The following is a 19,594-nucleotide window of genomic DNA, read 5'->3' as shown; positions in this document are numbered from 1 at the left end:
GAGTATCAATTTTCTTTTTAATTATTTTTACTTTAAACTAATTAATCATGAAATATATTACTTCCATTGTATTTACATTGTTAATGTCTTTTAGCTGTGTAAATGCACAACAAAGCTTTGACGCAATTGCTTCTGTTTCTCATCCACGGCTATTTATGCAAAAGGATGAAGAAAAAACATTAATCAGCGCTATTACTCACAATTCCGATTTAAGAACAGTAGATCTTGCCCTGAAAAAATCCGGAAATTCAATAATAAACCTTCCCCTTCTGGAACACAAAAAAATAGGAAAAAGGCTATTACATATTTCCAGAGAAGCATTGAGAAGGGTTTTTGTTCTTTCTTATTTATACCGTACAACTAAAGAACAAAAGTATTTTGATGCTGCTGAAAAAGAGTTGTTACAGTTATCATCATTTACAGATTGGAATCCTACTCATTTTCTGGATGTAGCAGAAATGACACTTGCTGTATCTATAGGCTATGACTGGTTGTATGATAAATTGTCGGACAGCTCGCGTGAGAAAATCAGAACTGCAATTATTGAAAAAGGATTAAATCCTTCACTGGATAAAAAATATAACAGTTGGTTAAAAGTACAAAACAATTGGAATCAGGTTTGCAATGCCGGAGTTTCTTTAGGTGCTATGGCAGTATATGAAAATGATCCGGCAATGGCTTCTCAAATTATTTCAAGGGCAATAGAATCTATCAAGGTTCCGATGAAAAGATATGAACCTAACGGAACTTATCCCGAAGGTTATTCTTATTGGGCTTACGGAACGACATACAATGTTATATTTCTGGATGCTCTGAAAAAATTAACCAACAACGATTTTGGCTTAGGACACACTCCCGGCTTTACAGCTACAGCAGAATATTTCCAGCATTTAATGGGTACATCCGGATTATCTTTCAATTATTCCGACAGCATGTCTTCTCCGGAAATGAGCTCCGCAACTTTCTGGTTCGCTAAAAATCTTAACAATCCTTCACTGGTATGGAACGATCTTCAATACATAAGAAATCCTGATAAAGCTAAACAACTTTCTTCTGATCGTTTTCTTCCTCTTATTCCTATATGGGGAAAAGACATTCAAAAACTGTCACCTCAGTGTCCTGAAAAATTATTCTGGTCCGGAGAGGGCGATAATCCTGTAGCTATGATGCGCAGCAGCTGGACAGATCCCAATGCTTTATTTGTAGGTTTCAAATTAGGATCTCCAAGTGTTGAACATGGTCATATGGATGTTGGTTCTTTTGTTTTTGATGCCGATGGTGTAAGATGGGCTATGGATTTTGGACAACAGGAGTATGAATCCCTTGAATCTAAAAACATTGATCTCTGGAGTTATGGCCAGAATGCACAACGCTGGACAGTCTTCCGTTACAACAGTCTGTCACATAACATGCTTACGTTTGACAACGATCAACAATATTCAAAAGGAAAAGCTACATTTCTAAAAAAATCAGATAATAAGGACTTCAGCTTTGCAACCTCAGATCTTTCTGACCTGTACAAAACCAAAGTCCCAAAAGTTGTCCGGGGTATTGCACTCAAAGATCAGGCCTATGCCCTTATTCAGGATGAAGTTCAGACAGGAAGCGTACCTACAATAGTACGCTGGAGAATGCTGACTCCTGCCAATGCAGAAATTATTTCTCCAACTGAAATTTTATTAAAAAAAGACAATAAGAAATTACTCTTAAAGATTAATTCCGCCACTCCTGTTACACTTAAAACATGGAGTACAGCTCCAACAAATTCATACGACGCACCTAATCCGGGAACTGTGCTTGTAGGATTTGAAACCGAGTTGCCTGCTAATACTAAAAGTACTTTTGCCGTACAACTCATTCCGAGAGGTAAAATGAAAAAACGCTTCGAAATGAAAGTACAACCATTAGAAGAGTGGAAATAAATTCAAACATTAAAAAACCTCATAGATCTTAGAAATCTATGAGGTTTATATATCAAGTTCAGAAAATTACGGATTATTATCCCCAAACAATAGGTTTCTTTCCTTTTGTCTCCAGATATTCATTGATTTTAGAAAAAGGCTTGCTTCCGTAAAAACCTCTGTATACTGAAAAAGGCGAAGGGTGTGCCGATGCCAGAATATGATGTTTTGAAGTATCTATCAGCGCGGCTTTTTTCTGTGCAAATGCTCCCCAGAGTACAAAAACCACATTTTCTTTTTTCTCAGAAATCTGACGGATTACATAGTCTGTGAATTTCTCCCATCCTAAATCTTTATGCGAGTTAGGCTGATGAGCTTGTACAGTAAGTGTTGCATTGAGCAATAAAACACCTTGCTGCCCCCAGTCATCCAGTTCTTTTTTAGTTCTGGTAATACTAAGATCATCTTTCAGCTCCGTAAATATATTTTTTAGAGAGGGAGGTGCCGTTACACTTTCGGATACAGAAAAGCACAAACCATTTGCCTGACCATCATTATGATAAGGATCCTGCCCTATAATTACCACTTCTACATCATCGAACGGAGTAAGCTCCAACGCCCGGAAGATCTGGTTCTTTGGCGGAAAGCATTTTTGTGTTTTATACTGTTCGTTAACCTTTTTCCATAAGGCTTCAAAGTATTCAGAACTTTTAATAGGAGCTAAAACCTCAGACCACGTCATTTTTCTTATTTATTTTTATAATGTACCGAAGAGCCTGCAAAAGCTCTGTCGGTAGGCAGATTAATATGAATATTCTCTTTTCCGATCCCCAAATTTACTTCTTTTTCTTTTCTTGAAGGGTCGGAAACGAAAACTTCAGGGTTTTGTGCTTCCAAATTTTCGATCAGTAATGTACAAGCACGGTCAGCCTTAATCACCTTTCCCATCACATCAATCTCTGCCGGCCTGAAGAAAACTAACATTAGCTTTTTAGACGATGCCTGATACACAGCATGTACATCTTTCTGGTTCCATATGTTAAAATCAGCAGCAGTCTTCTTAGCTCTGTTCATATTACGAATGCCAGGTATAATAAAATACTGATAACTGCCATTATTTATTTTTTTGCCATGATTAATCCATAATTTGAATACGGCTGATTGTTTCTCTTCTGTACTCCCCAGTTCAGTCAGCTCTTTCCAGGTTCCTTTCTGTATCTGAGAAGAAATAGTAAGATTAGTTTTCTCCGGGAATATATAAGCTGTATTCCGATGTAAAAGAATCTGTTGATCATTGCTATTTACCAACTGTCCTTCTTTTACTTCGTATTTATCAACAGAGTTCCGGTAAGTAACTTTATCTTTAAAGAAATTCTGTTCTACTGTTGTTAGTACCTCATCATCTTTATCCGTAGAAATCTGGCTACCTACGCAAACAACTTCTCTTCCAAACATAAACCACGATTTCTGGGCTTTTACTTCAAACTGATCCTGCATAAATGCAGACACTCCGGTTTTACCATCACTTACCCCGCCTGCAAATACAGATTTTCCGGGAGTTAAATATTTAGTATCCGGTAAAGGGGAATTTTCCAGTGTAGTCGTTCCCGGGATTTTTTTCCAGTCCCATACCGGATAGATATTATAGTATTCTGTACCATCCTGCAATAATGCATAAGAACCAATGGAACGGTTCCCTCCCTTTTTATTTTCACCATTCAGATCTGTTTCCGCTTGCTGGGTATATCTGGATGACATTCTTACAGAAAACTGATAAACAGGGTTCTGATAAAAGGTAAAATCGGTATTCCAATAGTGCTTTTGAAGTTCTGTGATATGGAAATCTGATTTTTTCTTTTGGTTAATTCTCTCAATAGCATCCTGATAAACACCTGTATTCATCGTATCCATTAAGATAAGCTTTTCAAAATAAGGAACCAGCCATTTCATATCTGTAAAATCTTCACGGGCAATCTGCCGCCCAAATGATGTCCAGTTGGTATAACGTCCTCTGATTTGCGGAATCAATGTTTTTGTAATGAAATTGGTAAAGGTTTTTAACTGTTCGCCTTTCATCGCGAATTTGGTATCAGTCACCATAGCACCAATGTAAGTTTCCACTTTCAGGTATTCTGTTCCATAACCAAAAATATGCAGCATAATTTCGTGCTGGGCATACGAGTTATCAAACTGTACTCCTTCTTTTACCGTTGCTTTATTAATAGAGAATATATTTTCTAATCCTTTCCGAATTTCTTCTTCATTCTTATTCAACAAGCCACTATAAAAAATATGAGTATCAAAATCGGCAAGGTTAACACCAGTAACCCCGTTCGTGCGCTTGTAATCCATCTGTTTTACCAAACCGCTAAAAAGCTCTCCAGGCAATTGTTTTCCATTATTGCTTTCCAGCATAATCAATATTACACCAATGGTTCTAGGAGCCTCTATCTCGTTCCACCACCAATTGATATTTTTTAGTTTAGCCGTATTCCAGAATTGTAATCCATTTTGAATAGCTTTAAAAACTTTTTCATTATTTCTTAACGAGCTCCAGGGAGCTGTATAGGCAATGGTCATCTCTTTTACTCTTTTCAGATGCTGAAATGCAGTCCATGTTGTACGGGTAGGATTTTTATAATCTACATCCTGCCATTGTTGATCCGCCTGTAACATCTGCTCCCATTTCTGTGCATTCTTAATAATTTCAGTTCTATTGATATCATTAGACCAGTTCCATTCCGCAATTCTTTGTTTTATCACCTCTATTTCATCAGCTTTATAAAATCCCACAAAAATAAAGCAGCATAGTATTAGTAAGAGTTTTTTCATGTTGAGTTATAATTATGGATTAGTTTTTTTATAGTGAACGGATGATCCTGCATAATCTAGGGCTACAGGGAGCTGTAGATTAATCTTATCTCCGCCTAACTGTAGATTAATTTCCCTGGCCTTTCGGGAGGGATCTGCTATATATAGTTCCGGATTATTGGATCCCGGATTTTCAATTAATATAACACAGGCCTGATCTGCTTTTATTCTTATTCCTTTGATCTCTGTTTCCGAAGGTCTGAAGAAAACCACCATTAATTTATTAGCAGATTTATTATATACAGACTGCACATTTTCCTGATTTTGTATTATAAAATTATCTGCCAGTTTTCTAGCTTTTGCAGGTTGGTGTACCCCCGGAATAATGATATACTGATAAGATGCTTTATCCACTTTTTCTCCATGATCTATCCACACTTTAAATACTGCATTTTTCTTTTCTTCAACACTGCCTACGTCATTAATATCTTTCCAGCGACCTTTTTGAATCTGTGTACTAATATTCAGATTTGTCTTTTGCGGAAAAATATAAGCCGTATTATTGTGAATAAGCATCTGCTCTCCGGTATTATTCATAAGCTGTCCGGCTGCAATATTTTTAGTTTCTTCATTATTCTGATAAGCCATTTGGTCTTTGAAAAAACTTTGCTCTACAGTTGTGAAGACTTTCCCTTCTCTTTCAGCTGAAATATTATTGCCCAAGCAAATAACCGCACCTTCAAACATAAACCATGATTTTTCAGCTTTTACCCCAAACTGATTTTGCATAAATGCAGATGCACCTATCTTACCGTTACTTACTCCGCCAGCAAAACCAGACACTCCGGGAGTAAGACAATAAGTATCAGGAATCGGTAACTGATCCAAAGTAGTTGTTCCCGGAATTTTCTTCCAGTCCCATACGGGGTATATGTTGAAATACTCCGTGCCGTCCTGTAATATTGAATAAGAGCCTATAGAACGGTAACCGCCAAGTTTGTTTTCTCCGTTTAGATTGGTCTCTGCCTGTTCTGTAAATTTAGAAGACATCCGAACTGAGAACTGATATTTTTTATCCTGATAAAACGAAAAATCTGTATTCCAATAATGTTTCTGAAATTCTGCAATACGATAATTCGGTTTCTTCTTGCCTTCAAGACGTAATATAGCATCTTTATAAATTCGAGTATTGATTTTGTCCATTACAATAAGACTTTCCAGATAAGGAACCAGCCATTCCAGATCGGTAAAGCTTTCCCGTGAGATCTGCCTGCCAAAAGATGTTGAATTGGTATAACGACCTCTGATCTGAGGAATCAGAGTTTTGGTAATAAAGTCTGTGAATACCTGTAACTGTTCTCCTTTCATGGCAAACTTTGTATCGGCCACCATGGCACCGATATAGGTTTCTACTTTCAGATATTCTGTTCCATAACCAAAGATGTGCAACATGATATCGTGCTGTGCGTAGGAATTATCGAACTGAATTCCTTCTTTTACCGTTGGTTTACTAATAGAAAAAATATTATTCAGTCCGCTTTGGATTTGAGATTCATCATTATTGATTAATCCACTGTAGAAAATATGCGTATCGTAATCCGCCATATTTACTCCTGTATCACCTTTATAGCGTTTATATTCCATTTGCTTTACCAGATTTCCAAATAGCTCGCCGGAAAGCCTATTTTGGTTATCCTTCTCACTAAGCATAATAAGGATAACGCCCAATACTCTTGGCGCTTCTATTTCGTTCCACCACCAGTTGTTGTTTTTAGGCTTATTTCTGTTCCAGTAGACAAGAGCATTTTCAATGGCTTTGAAAACTTTTGGATTATTCTTCAGACTGCTCCATGGTGCAGTATAAGCAACCGTCATTTCATGGACACGCTTCAAATGCTCAAAACCTTTCCATACATTTGGAGCCGGATCAATATAATCCACATCTTTCCATTGTTGGTTACTTTGTAATGTCTGCTCCCATTTTTGTGCATTCAGTACTGTGGCAGCTTTATCTACTCCCTTTTCCCAGTGCCATTCGGCAATCCTGTGTTTAATAAGATCTATTTCATTGGCCTTACTTATGCTGATACATACAACACAGGCTATGAAAAAAAATAATTTTCTCATATTGAGGTTTTCGGTTAATTAGTTTGAAGCAAGTTAGTGAAATTTCTTTTATCATTGATTATCTTTGCATTGTGCAAGTAACAAAAGACAATTTATCGGAATTAGAATTTCCGCAACTCTTAGAACAAATCGTTCCTTTTGCATTTTCTCCGAAAATAGCAGAACAGATTACCCATATACTACCTATGCCTTTGGATGAGGCCAGAATAAGTCTTACCAAGGTATCGGAATATGCATCGTCATACGAGAATGACAACGCAATCCCCTTCAATGAATATGAGGATATAGAAGCTGAGCTAAAGGTAATGGCTATAGAAAACTATCGCCTGGATGCAGCATCTTTCATGAAGATAAAGAATATCTCCATGATGGTAGGAAAACTGGTGGTTTACTTCAAAAAGTTCAATGAATATTACCCTGTCCTTTTTAGTGAGTCTCAGGAAATTGAACTGACTAAAGAAATTATCGAGAAGATTAATAATGTATTCAACCGCTATGGTGAGGTAAAGTCTGATGCTTCTCCGGATCTGGAAATTATCCGTAAGGAGATCAGCCATGCAAGAAAAGCTATTCAGGAAAATTTCAACCGGGCATTAACAATGTACGGACAATCGGATCTTTTGGATGACATTCGTGAAACTATTATAGACGATCAAAGAGTATTAGCCGTAAAGTCAGGATTTAAGAAAAGAATACCAGGCAGAACACTTGGAGTATCCAAAACGGGTTCCATTACTTATATACAACCGGAAAGTGTTGTAAAACACCAGTTCCGTCTTCGTGAGAATGAAGAAGAAGAGAAAAAAGAAATAGACAGAATTCTGCGCCAGCTTACTGCAGAGATCGCTATATTCCAACCTCTGCTGGAGGAATATCAGGCTTATATTTTTGATACTGACCTTACACAGGCTAAAGCCAGATTCGCACATAAAGTGAATGGTGTACTTCCTGAAATCAATGAGAAGAAAAGACTAAAACTTATCAATGCTTACCATCCGTTACTATGGATGAGAAACCAGGAAGAGCAAAAGCCTATCTACTCGCAGACGCTGGAGCTTTCCGAAAGAAACAGAATTATCTGTATCTCCGGACCCAATGCAGGAGGAAAATCCATTACATTGAAAACTGTTGGATTACTACAATTAATGATTCAGAGCGGAATTCTGGTACCCGTACATCCTAAATCAGAAATGTTCTTCTTCGACAAAATACGTACGGATATTGGCGATAACCAGTCTATCGAAAATCACTTATCTACCTATTCTTCACGTCTGAAGAAAATGGCTGGTATTATCCGTGAGGCAGATGATAATACGTTATTGTTAATTGATGAATTCGGAACGGGATCCGATCCTGAACTTGGTGGTGCTTTGGCAGAGGCTTTTCTGGAATTCTTCTATGACAAAAATAGCTTTGCCATTATTACAACCCACTATACCAACATAAAGCTGGTTGTGGAACAGCTTCCAAATGCTATTAATGCAGCTATGCTTTTTGATGAAGAGACTCTGGAGCCGATGTACAAACTGGAAATTGGCCAGGCCGGAAGTTCATTTACATTCGAAGTTGCCGAGAAAAATAAAATACCAAGATTTATTATTAAAAATGCCCAGAAAAAGGTAGAACATGATATTGTAAATCTTGATAAGACAATTGTCAAACTGCAGCAAGAGAAATATGAGGTTGAAAAACTGAAATCTGATCTTACCGAAAGAAAGGAATCTGTAGAAGACAAACGCGATAATCTGCAAAAACTAAACGAGCAGCTTCAGCAAAAGCTCTTCAACTTTCAGAAGCTATATGAAGAGGAGCACCGGAAGTTACAGTTTGGAAATCGTGTAGAATCTTTTATAGATGGTTATGTAAATGGAAAGTCCCGAAAAGACATTGTAAAGGATTTTGTGAAAATTCTGGAACAGGAAAAATACCGCCGCAAGGAAACTGACAAGACAACCAATGACAGACTAAAAGTAGTAAAGCGGAAAATTACCCAACAGCTGAAAAAGGATGATGTGAAGGAAAAAATCGCTGAAACAAATGAAAAGCTGGAAGAGAAAAAACAAAAAGAACGTGCCCTGTGGCTAAAAGAGGGTCAGCGTGTACGGATCTCCGGAAGTACAAGTGTGGGTACGATCGAAAAAATCTCTAAAAATAAAGTGATTGTAAATTACGGAACATTTAAGACTACCATAAATGCAGACGAGTTAGAAAGAATCTAATTCGGATTTCCGAAATCAAATAGAATCTATATCAATCCCTTAGCAGCTGTGTTAAGGGATTCTTTATTATTTGAGCTAAATTCCTATTTTTACCAAAATACCAATTATGAAACCATTAAAAGTCATTTCAGATCTATTACCTATTCCCAGTTACAGTATAATTATTATATGTTTCTTCTTTCCGTTTTTTCTTGTAAAGTGTGGCAGCACAACACTAGTATCTGTTAAAGGAACCGATTTGGTAACAGGTATTTCCAAAGAAAAAATGAACAGACAGATGAAAGAAACGTTGAAGAAAGATTCTCCTTTCGGTTCTTTCGGAAATGACAACTCTTCTGATGAAAATGGATACACCCCAATGGATAAGTCGGATAATTCCAAAGGCAATATTCCGCCAAACCCATTTATTATTATTCCGTTGGTGTCTGCGGCTTTAGGAATCATTCTGCATGCTATTCGAAGTATAAAGAAAAAGTATATTTATCATATTGTACTTTCTGCAATAGCATTAATCTGTTTATCCGTCTTTTATTGGACTTTTCAATCTCAAATGGATGGATTGGGAGATTATAAAGTTGGCTTTGGAAGCGATTTATCTATTACACTAGGTTTTGGAGGTGCATTTTATATATGTTCCCTTCTTTTTGCCATATTGTTATTATTCCATTGCATATTTGTTTATTTCCTGCGTAATAATCCGGAGGCAATATATGGCCCAAAAAAGCCAAAAACAACACTGTAACGGGCATATTTAAGTCATATTTTCATTTGAGAAAAAATATTTAACTTGCTATTGTACAATCATGTACTAAACTTTTATAATATTTTTTTTAACCAAAATCACTGAAAAATGAAAACATTAAAAGTAAACGCTTTAAAGCTTAAAAACCAAAAAGCATTGTCCAGAGAACAGATGAAAAGTATTAACGGTAGTGCTGGTAACTGGTGCACCTATGAGTGTTGTCCGGAAATACCTAAGCCTCTTTGCCCGGGATACAAATGCCCTGCGGTAATCTGCCCACAGTAGAAGTAATAAGAGCCTGTGAAAATTCTATTGTTAATACTCTTCGACAGGCTCAGAGTGACATTGCTCATTCAAGATATCTTACTTTTAGGAGTGTCAGACTGAGCCTGTCGAAGTCTAATATTTTTTTAATTAAAATTTAAACAGGCTCTAACAGTAATATTAAAAACAGAAAGCCCTTTTTAAGGGCTTTCTTATTTGCTAGTTTTTCTTTGTTCAGTAACTTTTCAAAAAATATAAAAATTCTGCCTATTTTTCAGTTTTGAAATAATTTTATGAAACACCACTCCACAATACTTACAAAATACTTTCTGTTGCTTTTCATGTTAATCACATGTATCCATGTTTACGGAAATATGGCAAAACCCTATTCTGACGGGACAACGAGTTCGCTTATATTCGGTAGTAAAGATTGTAAAGTACTGAGTGAAAAAATGGATTTAACAGTAGTCTCTTCAGATAAATATGATGACTATTTTGAATTTTACAGAGTAAAGTACAAAGTATCTTACCAGATATATTCCGAAAAAGAAGCCAAACTTCCTTTGCTCTTTATTGCACAAAACATGGCTTCTGAAAGCACGGTATCTGTCAACGGTAAAAAGATAAATACTCCGAAAATCACTAACCAGAACATTTCTCAGTTTTCATTTATCCACAAAAATCAGAATAATGAAGATTCATATGATATTAGATTTGAGAAGAATTCTCCAAAATATGTTAATCTGAATGAACTCATCTATTTTGAGACCGACCTTCAAAAAGGGGAAAACAATATTGTTGTAGAATACGAAGGCGTCCCGGAATACAATATATATGGGCTATTAAGAGAATTCAAAATCTCCTATGCCCTATACCCTTCCAATTACTGGAAGTCCTTTGGACCAATAGAAATTAATTTACACATTCCTCCCGGTCTGGAAGTAAATAGCACCAATATTAACACACTCCAGGAAGTACAAAACGGAAATTACAAAATACAGATTAATGAGATAACACAGGAAGAGCTGGAAATTACATTTTCGAAGAAAGTCTCTCTGTTTGGAAAGATCTTACTTTTTCTGCAGCCTATCGGTATTATGGCAATTGGATTTCTGATTATGGTCTATTTTCATATCAGATGGATAATTAACCGCAGAAGAAAACAGCCTAAAAAGTTTAATTATACTGTGCTTTTAGGTTCTTTAATTATTGCTATCCTTACATCCCTTGTTTTCATATTCTCTTTCAACTTTATCCAATGGGTTGTCGACGAACAAGGCATGAAGCAAGGTTATGTTCTTCTTGCCATATTCGTTATTTTCCCATGTATCCTGATTTTCTACACCCTCTTTGCATGGATTATCGATTTCTGGTATAAAATAAAAATCAATCAACAGACTAATTAAAAACCCTGTCAGGATCAATGATATATAATCCTGACAGGGTTTATTTTTTACCGATGATTAAAATAGTTTTCAAACAACGATAATTGATTAGATAAAGCACGACTCCAGTATTCAGTGTTATGTTCTCCTAAGGATTCTATGTAAAGATGCTCAACTTTTTTAGTGAGCAAATCCTGATGAAAACTCTGATTTTTACTGATAAAAAAATCATTTATTCCACAGTCCAGAATATAGTATTGTCCTGTGTTCAGCATTTTATCAGTATTATCCGACAAAATATATTCTGAACCTAAAGAAGACAGCGGACCTAAAACTTTATCCACCTGATAATTGTTGTAATCTTCATTGAATGTCCGGAAATCCAAAGCTCCACAAGAGCTGCCCACAATCCCGAATGCTTCCGGAAAAGAAGTCCCGATATACAGAGATCCAAAACCACCCATGCTCCATCCTAAAATTCCTCTGGATGTTTTTTCGGCTTTTGTTGGATAGTGCTCATCGATATACCGTACCAATTCTGAACCTATAAAAGTTTTGTATTGTGATTTCTGATCCACCGGACTATCCACATACCAGCTATTGTAATTACCATCAGGTAAAATATAAATAGTATTATAGGCTTTTGCTTTAGCTTGTAAATCCGGAATATCCTGCTTCAAAGTTCTTTCCGGATTCCCGCTATAACCATGCAGAATATACACCGTTTTGTATTGCTGATGAGGTTTAATATCTGGTGTTACAATAATGGTACTGATCTCTTTTTTCATCTTTGCGCTAAAGATCTTTTCACGAATAACTTTTTGTGCAAAAAGTGGATGTGAGAATACCAGTAAAAGGGTGAGATTAAATAATGTCTTCATAATTTTTATTATTAATTGATGAGACAAAATTGAGATGTAAAAAGAACAAAAGCATCTACATATGTAAATGCTTTTAATCTTTTATTTCTTTTCTTATGCGACTGAGCTGGGTTGGTGTCACCCCCAAATAAGATGCAATATGATGCTGTTTCAGTCTGTTGTACAAATCTGGCTCTTTCAATAGCTTCAGATAACGCTGTTTTGCTGTTTCGTGCTTTAAGGAAATCTCCAGCGGTTCTTTATTTACCACCCAATTTTGTTCCAGATAGCGGATATGAAACATGGCCAGGTCATGGTGTTTAGTAAGCAAATCCCGATATTCTTTCGCCGGGTATTTTATAACAGTACAATCTTCAAGTGCTATAATACTAAAATCTCCGGGCTCATTTTTAATAATAGAAACTGTAGCCGCGGGAAAGCTTTTTTCTGCAAAAAACAACTTGTAAACCTGCTCTCCATCTTCATCTATTGTATAATAACCCACCAGACCGGATTTTATAAAATAATAATATCTGGCAATTTCACCGGACTTTTGCAGCAATTCATTCTTTTTAAAATAGTCCTCTTTACATATCCCCAGAAGAGCATCAGTTGTTTCTGCCGACAAAGGATAATAAGAGTTAATCTGTTTTATAAATTCCTGCATAACCTGTGAAATTGAAGATTAATTTTTCAACATGCCCCCATCAATACTTTTCTGGAGCAGGATATCGAAGGCTTCTCCCATTTCATCTGAAGCACGCTTAATTGCATTTTCCAACATATTGCGCACCTGATTTTCTGTAATTCCGGCTTCTGTCCAACTTTTCCCGCTGGTATTAGAATTAAGAATAAAAGGCATAATTCTGTCTATAGCACAAGCAAATATAGCATCAGGAGTTTCTTCACCTTCAAACTCTATCCACAGATTATAAAACTCGGATTGCAAAGGTTCATCTAAAATTCCGAAAATCTGTTTTGCTGCAATTTTCTCACGTTCAAACTTACCTTTCATCATTTCTTCATCAAAAAGGAATGTATCTCCGGCGTTTATCTCTACAAGATCATGAATAGAAAGCATACGGATGACTCTTAGTAAATCAACCTGCTCTTTGTTTTTAGCGTACGGATAAAGGATTTGTGCCAGTATTACGATTTGCCAGCTGTGTTCTGCTGTATTTTCTCTGCGGGAATCATCTGCATTGTAGTTTCTGCGCTGCACATTTTTCAGTGCATCTACAGCCAGTATAAACTGGATTTCTTTCTCTAATTTCATCTATCAAAGGTACTAAACTTATTTAGTACCTTTGGATGATTACCTGTTAAATTACAGGAATATTTGTAGTATTAACCCGCTGCGAATACAGAAGCAAAGATTCGGGTAACTTTATTGTTTTTCAATTTGAAGATAAGGATTCTTTCGCCTTTGTCTTTCTGATATACTGTAAAAGTATCTCCAGTAGTATCTGTTGATTCTTTAGCATAGACTTTCTTTAGTTCTGCCAGTGTACTTCCGATTCCAACCGGATTTTTACCTTTACTCTTCGGATCAGTTGTTGCAACAGAATAAACCAAAGTTTTCTCAGGACTGTAGAAGTCCTTCACAAAGATGATACTATACTTTGTTCCATTAATAGTTACCGGAGTAAAGTTCTCTGGTTCATCTGTAAAGTTTTCTACTACTTTTGGTTTAATATTCTGTTTGAACTTAGCATTTAGTTCTGTTAAAGGCATATTCACCTTTATTCCGTTAATTTCGTTTGTTGTGATTTGTGCAAAAGCTGCCCCTCCTATTAGCAAGGAAGCTAAATAAAACATTTTTTTCATAATTCTTTTTATCAAATTTAATATTATTTTAAACTTAAACGTATTATTATTACAATTTCATATAGTAAAGTCAATCAAATTTCACATTTATTTTTAATCAAGCTTCATTATTTAGCATCAATTTTCACTAAAAATTGCTTTATCTAAAATAACCCCAAAAACACAGCTGAAATTTTTATCACTGATTTACAGTTACTTATACTTAGTATTGAAATTATTTTACTACTTTGTATTGCATAATACCATTTAGTTTATATATCTTTGTAATGTAAAATTGGAATAGGCTTAAAATCAGCTGAGAGTTTATTCCGAATATTAATTTAAAATCAAACCATTACACAGATGAATACAGAGAATACCAAAGCGCAAATGCGAAAAGGCATCTTAGAGTTCTGTATTTTAAGTCTTATCAATAAAAAAGAAATGTATGTATCTGATCTTATTGATGAGCTGAAAAAAGGAAAACTAGATGTTGTGGAAGGCACACTTTACCCGTTGCTAACCCGTCTGAAAAACGGAGAATTTCTCTCCTACCGTTGGGAAGAGTCTACAAGCGGCCCCCCACGAAAATATTATGAAATAACTGAGAAAGGAAAATTATTCCTGAACGAATTACAAAACACATGGACGGAATTAACAGATTCTGTTAACCAAATAACAAAAAGCCAAGACAATGAATAAAACACTATCAATAGGACTTGCAGGTTTCTCTTTCACAATCGAGGAACATGCCTATATAAAGCTTAATGATTACCTTGCTGCCCTTCGTCGTTCTATGGAACCGGAAGAAGCTAATGAGGTAATGCAGGATATAGAAATGCGTATTGTAGAGATCTTCAAAACCAGACTTGGTAAACGTGAAGTGGTTAACGATGAAGACGTAGAGGCTATAATTGCCCTTATCGGTACGCCAGAGCAGATTGACGAGCAAGAGCAGGAGTATACTTCCAAAGAAAAGAGCGGAAGCTCCAGAGCCAGCGGAAGTGGCTTCAGCAGAGACAAACAACTATTCCGTGATCCTGAAACAAAAATGATCGGTGGTGTATCCGGTGGATTAGCCGGCTACCTTGGAGTAGACATTGTATGGATTCGTTTGGCTTTTGTACTATTACTTTTCGCTAAAGGTTTCGGAGCTCTTATTTATATTATCTTATGGATAGTAGTTCCTAAAGCAAAAACTGCAGGTGATTTCTTAAAAATGAGAGGTAAACCTCTAAATTTTGACAACCTGAAAGAACAAAGCAACAAAGTTGTACAGTTTGCAACAGATTCTTCTGAAAAAGTAAATCAGTTTTATCAAAGCAATAAGGGGCAGGCAAACGATGTAGGAAATGCTTTTCTAAAAGCTCTTTCTATAATCTTTGGATTATTTACTTCAGCAATTGCAGTATCATTTTTCTTAGGAAGTATTGCAGTATTATTCGGAGGGTTATCCTTTGGAGATGGAGCTATAGATATTCCTGAAAACATCAATTTTTACTTTAATGATGGTGTAACAGGTAGTGCAATTATCTTCTTCGGATTCCTGAGCATGTTCATTCCGGCTATTATCTTTACTCTGATTTCACTGAAATTATTCAGTCCGAATCTGAAGATAAAATATATGGGATACCTTATCGGGACACTTGTATTATGCTGGATTGTACTTATCGGATTTATTGGCTACTCCGCATCTAAAACTAATTTCAGATTCAACGGACACAATGAAGAAACAGAGAATATCTCGATCAATACTAAGTCTGACAGTATAATACTGGATAACAAGAAGGTTATTATTCCGGAGAATTTCAAATCATACATCAGCGATATCTATTCTGATAAGAAAACAATCTTCGAAAAAACTTATCCATACATACATGTTGAAAGAAAAGATGTTGCTGCACCATATCTGATTGTAGAAAAATCCGCAAATGGTTATAACAAACCATTGCAAATGAAGCTTCCAGTAGAAGTTATCGATAACAAAATTTTGTTACCAAATTACTTCTCTTATAACTACGACAACAGATTCCGTCACTACAGAATAGAATACAAGCTTGTAGTACCAAAGAAAATGAAAGTAGTAACTGCACCGGGTGCTGACGTTAGCCTGAACGAAAAGGATAACGACGACGATGACAGCTTCAATGGTAACATCTCTATCAGTACCACTGGTAATGAAGATGCTCCGGACAGTATTATTGTAAACGGCAAAAAAGTAGCTGTTGACGATATTAAAATCGGAAAATCTGACGACAACAACAAAATTAAAATAGACAAAGATTCTATTAAAGAAGTGAACGTAAGCATCAGCAACGGCAAAAAAGAGGTTAAAATAAAAACCAGATAATCTAAATTATTGTAAAAAAATTAACACCACTTTTTGGGTAATTTTCAAAAAAAATTCTAAATTTGTGGTGTTAGTTTTAAAGAAATTTAACACCAAAACCCACAGTCATGATCCAGTTTGTTTTCGAAATAGTCCTTAAAATTATGGACTTTGTTTCAACCTTATTTTAAAAGTATAAGCATAATCTTTATATTTGTAAAACGATTGCAGCTATTGCAATCGTTTTAATTATTTATTCAAACCGGAATGAAAAAACTTATTGGTAGTACTCTTCTTAAATTACTTGGATGGAAAGTTCAGTTAGATGGTGATCTTAAAAATCTGGACCGTTGTATTCTGGTAGAAGCACCACACACCTCCAACTGGGATTATCTGTTGGGAATTATGGTATACTGGAAATATGGCAAACGCCTGAAAGTAATCATTAAAGACTCTCATACCAAAGCTTTCTACGGAGGTATTATTAAATCTATCGGAGCTATCGGTATAGACCGTTCTCAGAAAAATGACCTTATTAATGTTATTGCAAGAGAATTTGAGAAAGAAGACTTCAGTCTTGTAATTACTCCGGAAGGTTCCCGTTCTTATGCAAAAAAGTGGAAACTTGGTTTCTACCACATGGCATTACAGGCTAAAGTACCAATTGTACTGGCCTCAGGAGACTACAAATACAAAACGATTAAAATAGGCCATATGATATCTTATGAAGATCTTACTACAAGAACTTTTGAGAGCGTTATGGATGAAATTGAAAACTACTTCAAGGATATAAATGCTAAATATCCTGAAAACTACAACCCTAAGATCTACTAAGATGACCAAGGAAGAGCAGCTACAAGCATTAAACGATTGGAATAGAAATACATTATTACAGACACTGGACATAAAATTTACAGATGTTGGTGATGATTTTCTGGTAGCAAAAATGCCTGTAACACCTGTTGTACATCAGCCATTAGGTATGCTGCATGGCGGAGCCAGTGCTGCATTGGCGGAGAGTTTAGGTTCTTGTCTGTCCAATATTGTCCTGGACAGATCAGTAAATGCAGCTGTAGGAACTAATCTTAACTGTAACCACCTGAAATCTAAAAAAGAAGGAATGGTTACCGGGACTGCAAGACTTATCCGCAAAGGAAGAACACAACACTTTACCGAAATAGAAATAAGAGACGAGAAAGGAGACCTTATCTGCCATTCTACGATGACCAATGTGGTAATTAATGTCAGGTGATGGTAGAATAATAAAATAACAAACACACATGCTTATTCCGGATTTGTACTGCAATAAGTATGTTGTTTATTCTATTTTACTGACTATATCTTTACATTCTTTACTAACATAAAATACAAAAGTGATACTTTTTAAATTTCCTTTTAAAGAGAATTTTTATACTCTTAACAGCGATACTCCTCTTAAAAATACAATCAAATTTCATTCTTTTGACAATCTGAAGGAGATCACATTCGATGGTTCTTTTCAGCCAATTACTGAACAGGAAATTCTAAATCTGAATATTACCAGCCAAAACATTCAGCAGGAATACCAGGGTACACCTGAAACCAAGGATGAATATCTAGCCCGGATAGAAAATGTAATCGCTATTATTAAAGAAAACCAGCTACCTAAAGTTGTAATATCCAGACAAAAATGGGTTGATACTCCGGAGCATGAAACAATAGATCTGGGTAAAACTTTCCTTGAATTGTGCAAGGATTATCCAAATGCTTTTATACACCTTTTTGTGGATAGGAATGAGGCATGGATAGGTGCTACACCTGAAGTACTGGGACAATACAATAAAAATACAGAGGACTTTGAAACAATGAGCCTCGCAGGAACCCTTCCTGTATCCGAGGACTGGTCTGAAAAAGAAATAGAGGAACAGAAACCTGTAAGTACTTATATACAATCTGTACTCAGCCGATATTCTCAACAAGTAGAAATAAGCCCAGTATATGATCACATATCAGGTAATATAAAACACCTGCGAAACGATTTTAAAGCAGTAGTCAGCAGACAGGATATTTCTACTCTTATAAAAGAGTTACACCCTACTCCTGCAGTATGTGGTGTTCCTAAAGATTTGTGTTCTGAGATTATCAAAAATACTGAAAAGTATAACAGAGCATTTTATGCCGGCTATATACAGATAGAACAAGATAATGAAACAACTTGCTATGTAAATCTTCGTTGCGCACAACTTTTCCGCAACGGCATTTTACTTTATGCCGGTGGTGGAATTACAGCTCTGAGTGAGCCTGAAAAAGAATGGAAGGAAACCGAGATGAAAGCTGACGCTGTATTGCAGCGACTAACCTTTCTTGGTGCTTAGGCGACTCCAGAAGTCCATGATAAAAACAACAATTATCCCTACAACTGCAGCAGCGATTGAAAACCAGAACTTATCGTTTTCTTCGTTAAAAGCACCCAGATTCCACTGAACTGCGTAAAAATTGATACCGATAAAAACAATAAACAATACTAAAAACACCTTATAAAACGTCTTCATAAAATAAAAATTTAAAAGTTGATATAGCTCTTGATCAACTGTGCAAAGTTAGCTGTAAATAATTTAATAGAGATAGCTAAAAGAATAATTCCGAATATTTTTTGCAAAACCTGCAAAGATGCATCTCCAAGCTTCTGCTCCATCCAGTTTGCAGACCTCAATACCACATAGATAAGAATAATATTCAGGATAATTCCCAGGATAATATTAATATCGTGAAAGCCCGATCTAAGTGAAAGAATTGTCGTTAGAGAACCCGCTCCGGCAATTAAAGGAAAAGCAATCGGAACAATAGAAGCCGAATTTACTTTTCCGGGTTTATTGATCTCTATTCCAAGAATCATTTCCACGGCGATAATAAAAATAACAAAAGCTCCGGCTATTGCAAATGAGTTTACATCCACTCCGATCAGCTTAAGTATTTTATCACCTATAAATAAGAAGGAAATCATAATACATCCGGCTACGATGGATGCTTTTTCCGCTTCAATCTTTCCAAACTTTTGTTTCAGACCTACAATAACGGGAATTGAGCCAATAATATCTATTACGGCAAACAAAACCATAAAGGAGGTCATTATCTCTTTAATTGAAATATCTTCGAGCATACAGAAAATTA

The 19,594-nt window shown here is 35.9% G+C and carries 19 protein-coding genes; 10 read left to right on the top strand and 9 right to left on the bottom strand.

Annotated features, from left to right (window positions below):
* Nucleotides 1–47 precede the first annotated feature (47 nt).
* Nucleotides 48–1,922, top strand: coding sequence for a heparinase II/III domain-containing protein (locus ATE49_RS09405; RefSeq protein ID WP_065081954.1), 1,875 nt, complete (start codon nucleotides 48–50; stop codon nucleotides 1,920–1,922).
* A 76-nt stretch (nucleotides 1,923–1,998) separates the two neighbouring features.
* Here the strand turns inward: ATE49_RS09405 and ATE49_RS09400 are convergent, their stop codons facing one another.
* From ATE49_RS09400 to ATE49_RS09390, 3 genes are read right to left on the bottom strand one after another with little or no spacing between them, the layout of a single operon-like run.
* Entirely contained in the window at nucleotides 1,999–2,643 is a 645-nt protein-coding gene (locus ATE49_RS09400) for a uracil-DNA glycosylase (protein ID WP_065081953.1), read from the bottom strand.
* A gap of 5 nt (nucleotides 2,644–2,648) precedes the next feature.
* Nucleotides 2,649–4,733, bottom strand: a complete 2,085-nt coding sequence (locus ATE49_RS09395) for a polysaccharide lyase family 8 super-sandwich domain-containing protein (protein ID WP_065081952.1) — start codon at nucleotides 4,731–4,733, stop codon at nucleotides 2,649–2,651.
* 12 nt (nucleotides 4,734–4,745) lie between these two features.
* Entirely contained in the window at nucleotides 4,746–6,839 is a 2,094-nt protein-coding gene (locus ATE49_RS09390; protein ID WP_065081951.1) for a polysaccharide lyase family 8 super-sandwich domain-containing protein, read from the bottom strand.
* 71 nt (nucleotides 6,840–6,910) lie between these two features.
* Here ATE49_RS09390 and ATE49_RS09385 point away from each other — a divergent pair, with 71 nt between their 5' ends.
* The 4 genes from ATE49_RS09385 to ATE49_RS09375 all read left to right on the top strand — a co-directional run bounded on the left by ATE49_RS09385 (nucleotide 6,911) and on the right by ATE49_RS09375 (nucleotide 11,470).
* A complete protein-coding gene (locus ATE49_RS09385) occupies nucleotides 6,911–9,058 on the top strand; it encodes an endonuclease MutS2 (protein ID WP_059345113.1) in 2,148 nt (715 codons plus the stop codon).
* A gap of 106 nt (nucleotides 9,059–9,164) precedes the next feature.
* Nucleotides 9,165–9,800, top strand: coding sequence for a hypothetical protein (locus ATE49_RS09380; RefSeq protein ID WP_065081950.1), 636 nt, complete (start codon nucleotides 9,165–9,167; stop codon nucleotides 9,798–9,800).
* A gap of 108 nt (nucleotides 9,801–9,908) precedes the next feature.
* Complete coding sequence (locus ATE49_RS20340) at nucleotides 9,909–10,085, top strand: bacteriocin-like protein (RefSeq protein WP_164474825.1); 177 nt, start codon at nucleotides 9,909–9,911, stop codon at nucleotides 10,083–10,085.
* Between the two features lie 272 nt (nucleotides 10,086–10,357).
* Nucleotides 10,358–11,470, top strand: a complete 1,113-nt coding sequence (locus ATE49_RS09375) for a hypothetical protein (RefSeq protein ID WP_065081949.1) — start codon at nucleotides 10,358–10,360, stop codon at nucleotides 11,468–11,470.
* Nucleotides 11,471–11,517: 47 nt separating this feature from the next.
* Here ATE49_RS09375 and ATE49_RS09370 read toward each other — a convergent pair whose 3' ends face one another.
* The 4 genes from ATE49_RS09370 to ATE49_RS09355 form a co-directional block, all read right to left on the bottom strand.
* Nucleotides 11,518–12,330 (bottom strand): alpha/beta hydrolase, encoded by an 813-nt coding sequence (locus ATE49_RS09370; RefSeq protein ID WP_065081948.1) that lies wholly within the window; start codon nucleotides 12,328–12,330, stop codon nucleotides 11,518–11,520.
* 73 nt (nucleotides 12,331–12,403) lie between these two features.
* Nucleotides 12,404–12,976, bottom strand: coding sequence for a Crp/Fnr family transcriptional regulator (locus ATE49_RS09365; RefSeq protein WP_065081947.1), 573 nt, complete (start codon nucleotides 12,974–12,976; stop codon nucleotides 12,404–12,406).
* Between the two features lie 18 nt (nucleotides 12,977–12,994).
* Complete coding sequence (locus ATE49_RS09360; protein WP_065081946.1) at nucleotides 12,995–13,585, bottom strand: HD domain-containing protein; 591 nt, start codon at nucleotides 13,583–13,585, stop codon at nucleotides 12,995–12,997.
* A 71-nt stretch (nucleotides 13,586–13,656) separates the two neighbouring features.
* Nucleotides 13,657–14,136 carry a hypothetical protein gene (locus ATE49_RS09355; RefSeq protein WP_035591154.1) on the bottom strand — a complete coding sequence of 160 codons (480 nt, stop codon included), beginning with the start codon at nucleotides 14,134–14,136 and terminating at the stop codon, nucleotides 13,657–13,659.
* Nucleotides 14,137–14,478: 342 nt separating this feature from the next.
* On the opposite strand from ATE49_RS09355, the gene ATE49_RS09350 reads away from it, so the two are divergent.
* The 5 genes from ATE49_RS09350 to ATE49_RS09330 all read left to right on the top strand — a co-directional run bounded on the left by ATE49_RS09350 (nucleotide 14,479) and on the right by ATE49_RS09330 (nucleotide 18,798).
* Entirely contained in the window at nucleotides 14,479–14,817 is a 339-nt protein-coding gene (locus ATE49_RS09350) for a PadR family transcriptional regulator (RefSeq protein WP_021348241.1), read from the top strand.
* Complete coding sequence (locus ATE49_RS09345; RefSeq protein ID WP_065081945.1) at nucleotides 14,810–16,465, top strand: PspC domain-containing protein; 1,656 nt, start codon at nucleotides 14,810–14,812, stop codon at nucleotides 16,463–16,465. Before ATE49_RS09350 ends, ATE49_RS09345 begins: the two co-directional genes overlap by 8 nt.
* Before the next feature lie 246 nt (nucleotides 16,466–16,711).
* The gene (locus ATE49_RS09340; RefSeq protein ID WP_034866225.1) at nucleotides 16,712–17,278 is read left to right on the top strand and encodes a 1-acyl-sn-glycerol-3-phosphate acyltransferase; all 567 of its coding nucleotides are present in this window, start codon (nucleotides 16,712–16,714) and stop codon (nucleotides 17,276–17,278) included.
* A gap of 1 nt (nucleotide 17,279) precedes the next feature.
* Nucleotides 17,280–17,696 carry a PaaI family thioesterase gene (locus ATE49_RS09335; RefSeq protein ID WP_065081944.1) on the top strand — a complete coding sequence of 139 codons (417 nt, stop codon included), beginning with the start codon at nucleotides 17,280–17,282 and terminating at the stop codon, nucleotides 17,694–17,696.
* A gap of 121 nt (nucleotides 17,697–17,817) precedes the next feature.
* Nucleotides 17,818–18,798, top strand: coding sequence for a chorismate-binding protein (locus ATE49_RS09330; protein WP_065081943.1), 981 nt, complete (start codon nucleotides 17,818–17,820; stop codon nucleotides 18,796–18,798).
* Here ATE49_RS09330 and ATE49_RS09325 read toward each other — a convergent pair.
* Both ATE49_RS09325 and ATE49_RS09320 read right to left on the bottom strand, forming a co-directional pair.
* Nucleotides 18,778–18,975 (bottom strand): hypothetical protein, encoded by a 198-nt coding sequence (locus tag ATE49_RS09325; RefSeq protein WP_059155231.1) that lies wholly within the window; start codon nucleotides 18,973–18,975, stop codon nucleotides 18,778–18,780. The genes ATE49_RS09330 and ATE49_RS09325 overlap by 21 nt on opposite strands.
* A gap of 11 nt (nucleotides 18,976–18,986) precedes the next feature.
* Entirely contained in the window at nucleotides 18,987–19,583 is a 597-nt protein-coding gene (locus ATE49_RS09320; RefSeq protein ID WP_034866300.1) for a MarC family protein, read from the bottom strand.
* Between the last annotated feature and the right edge of the window lie 11 nt (nucleotides 19,584–19,594).

It is taken from the genome of Elizabethkingia miricola (assembly GCF_001675285.1).
Classification (GTDB): Bacteria; Bacteroidota; Bacteroidia; order Flavobacteriales; family Weeksellaceae; genus Elizabethkingia; species Elizabethkingia miricola.
The sequence above is the reverse complement of the archived record's forward strand: the minus strand, read 5'-3'. Positions and strand labels throughout refer to the sequence as shown.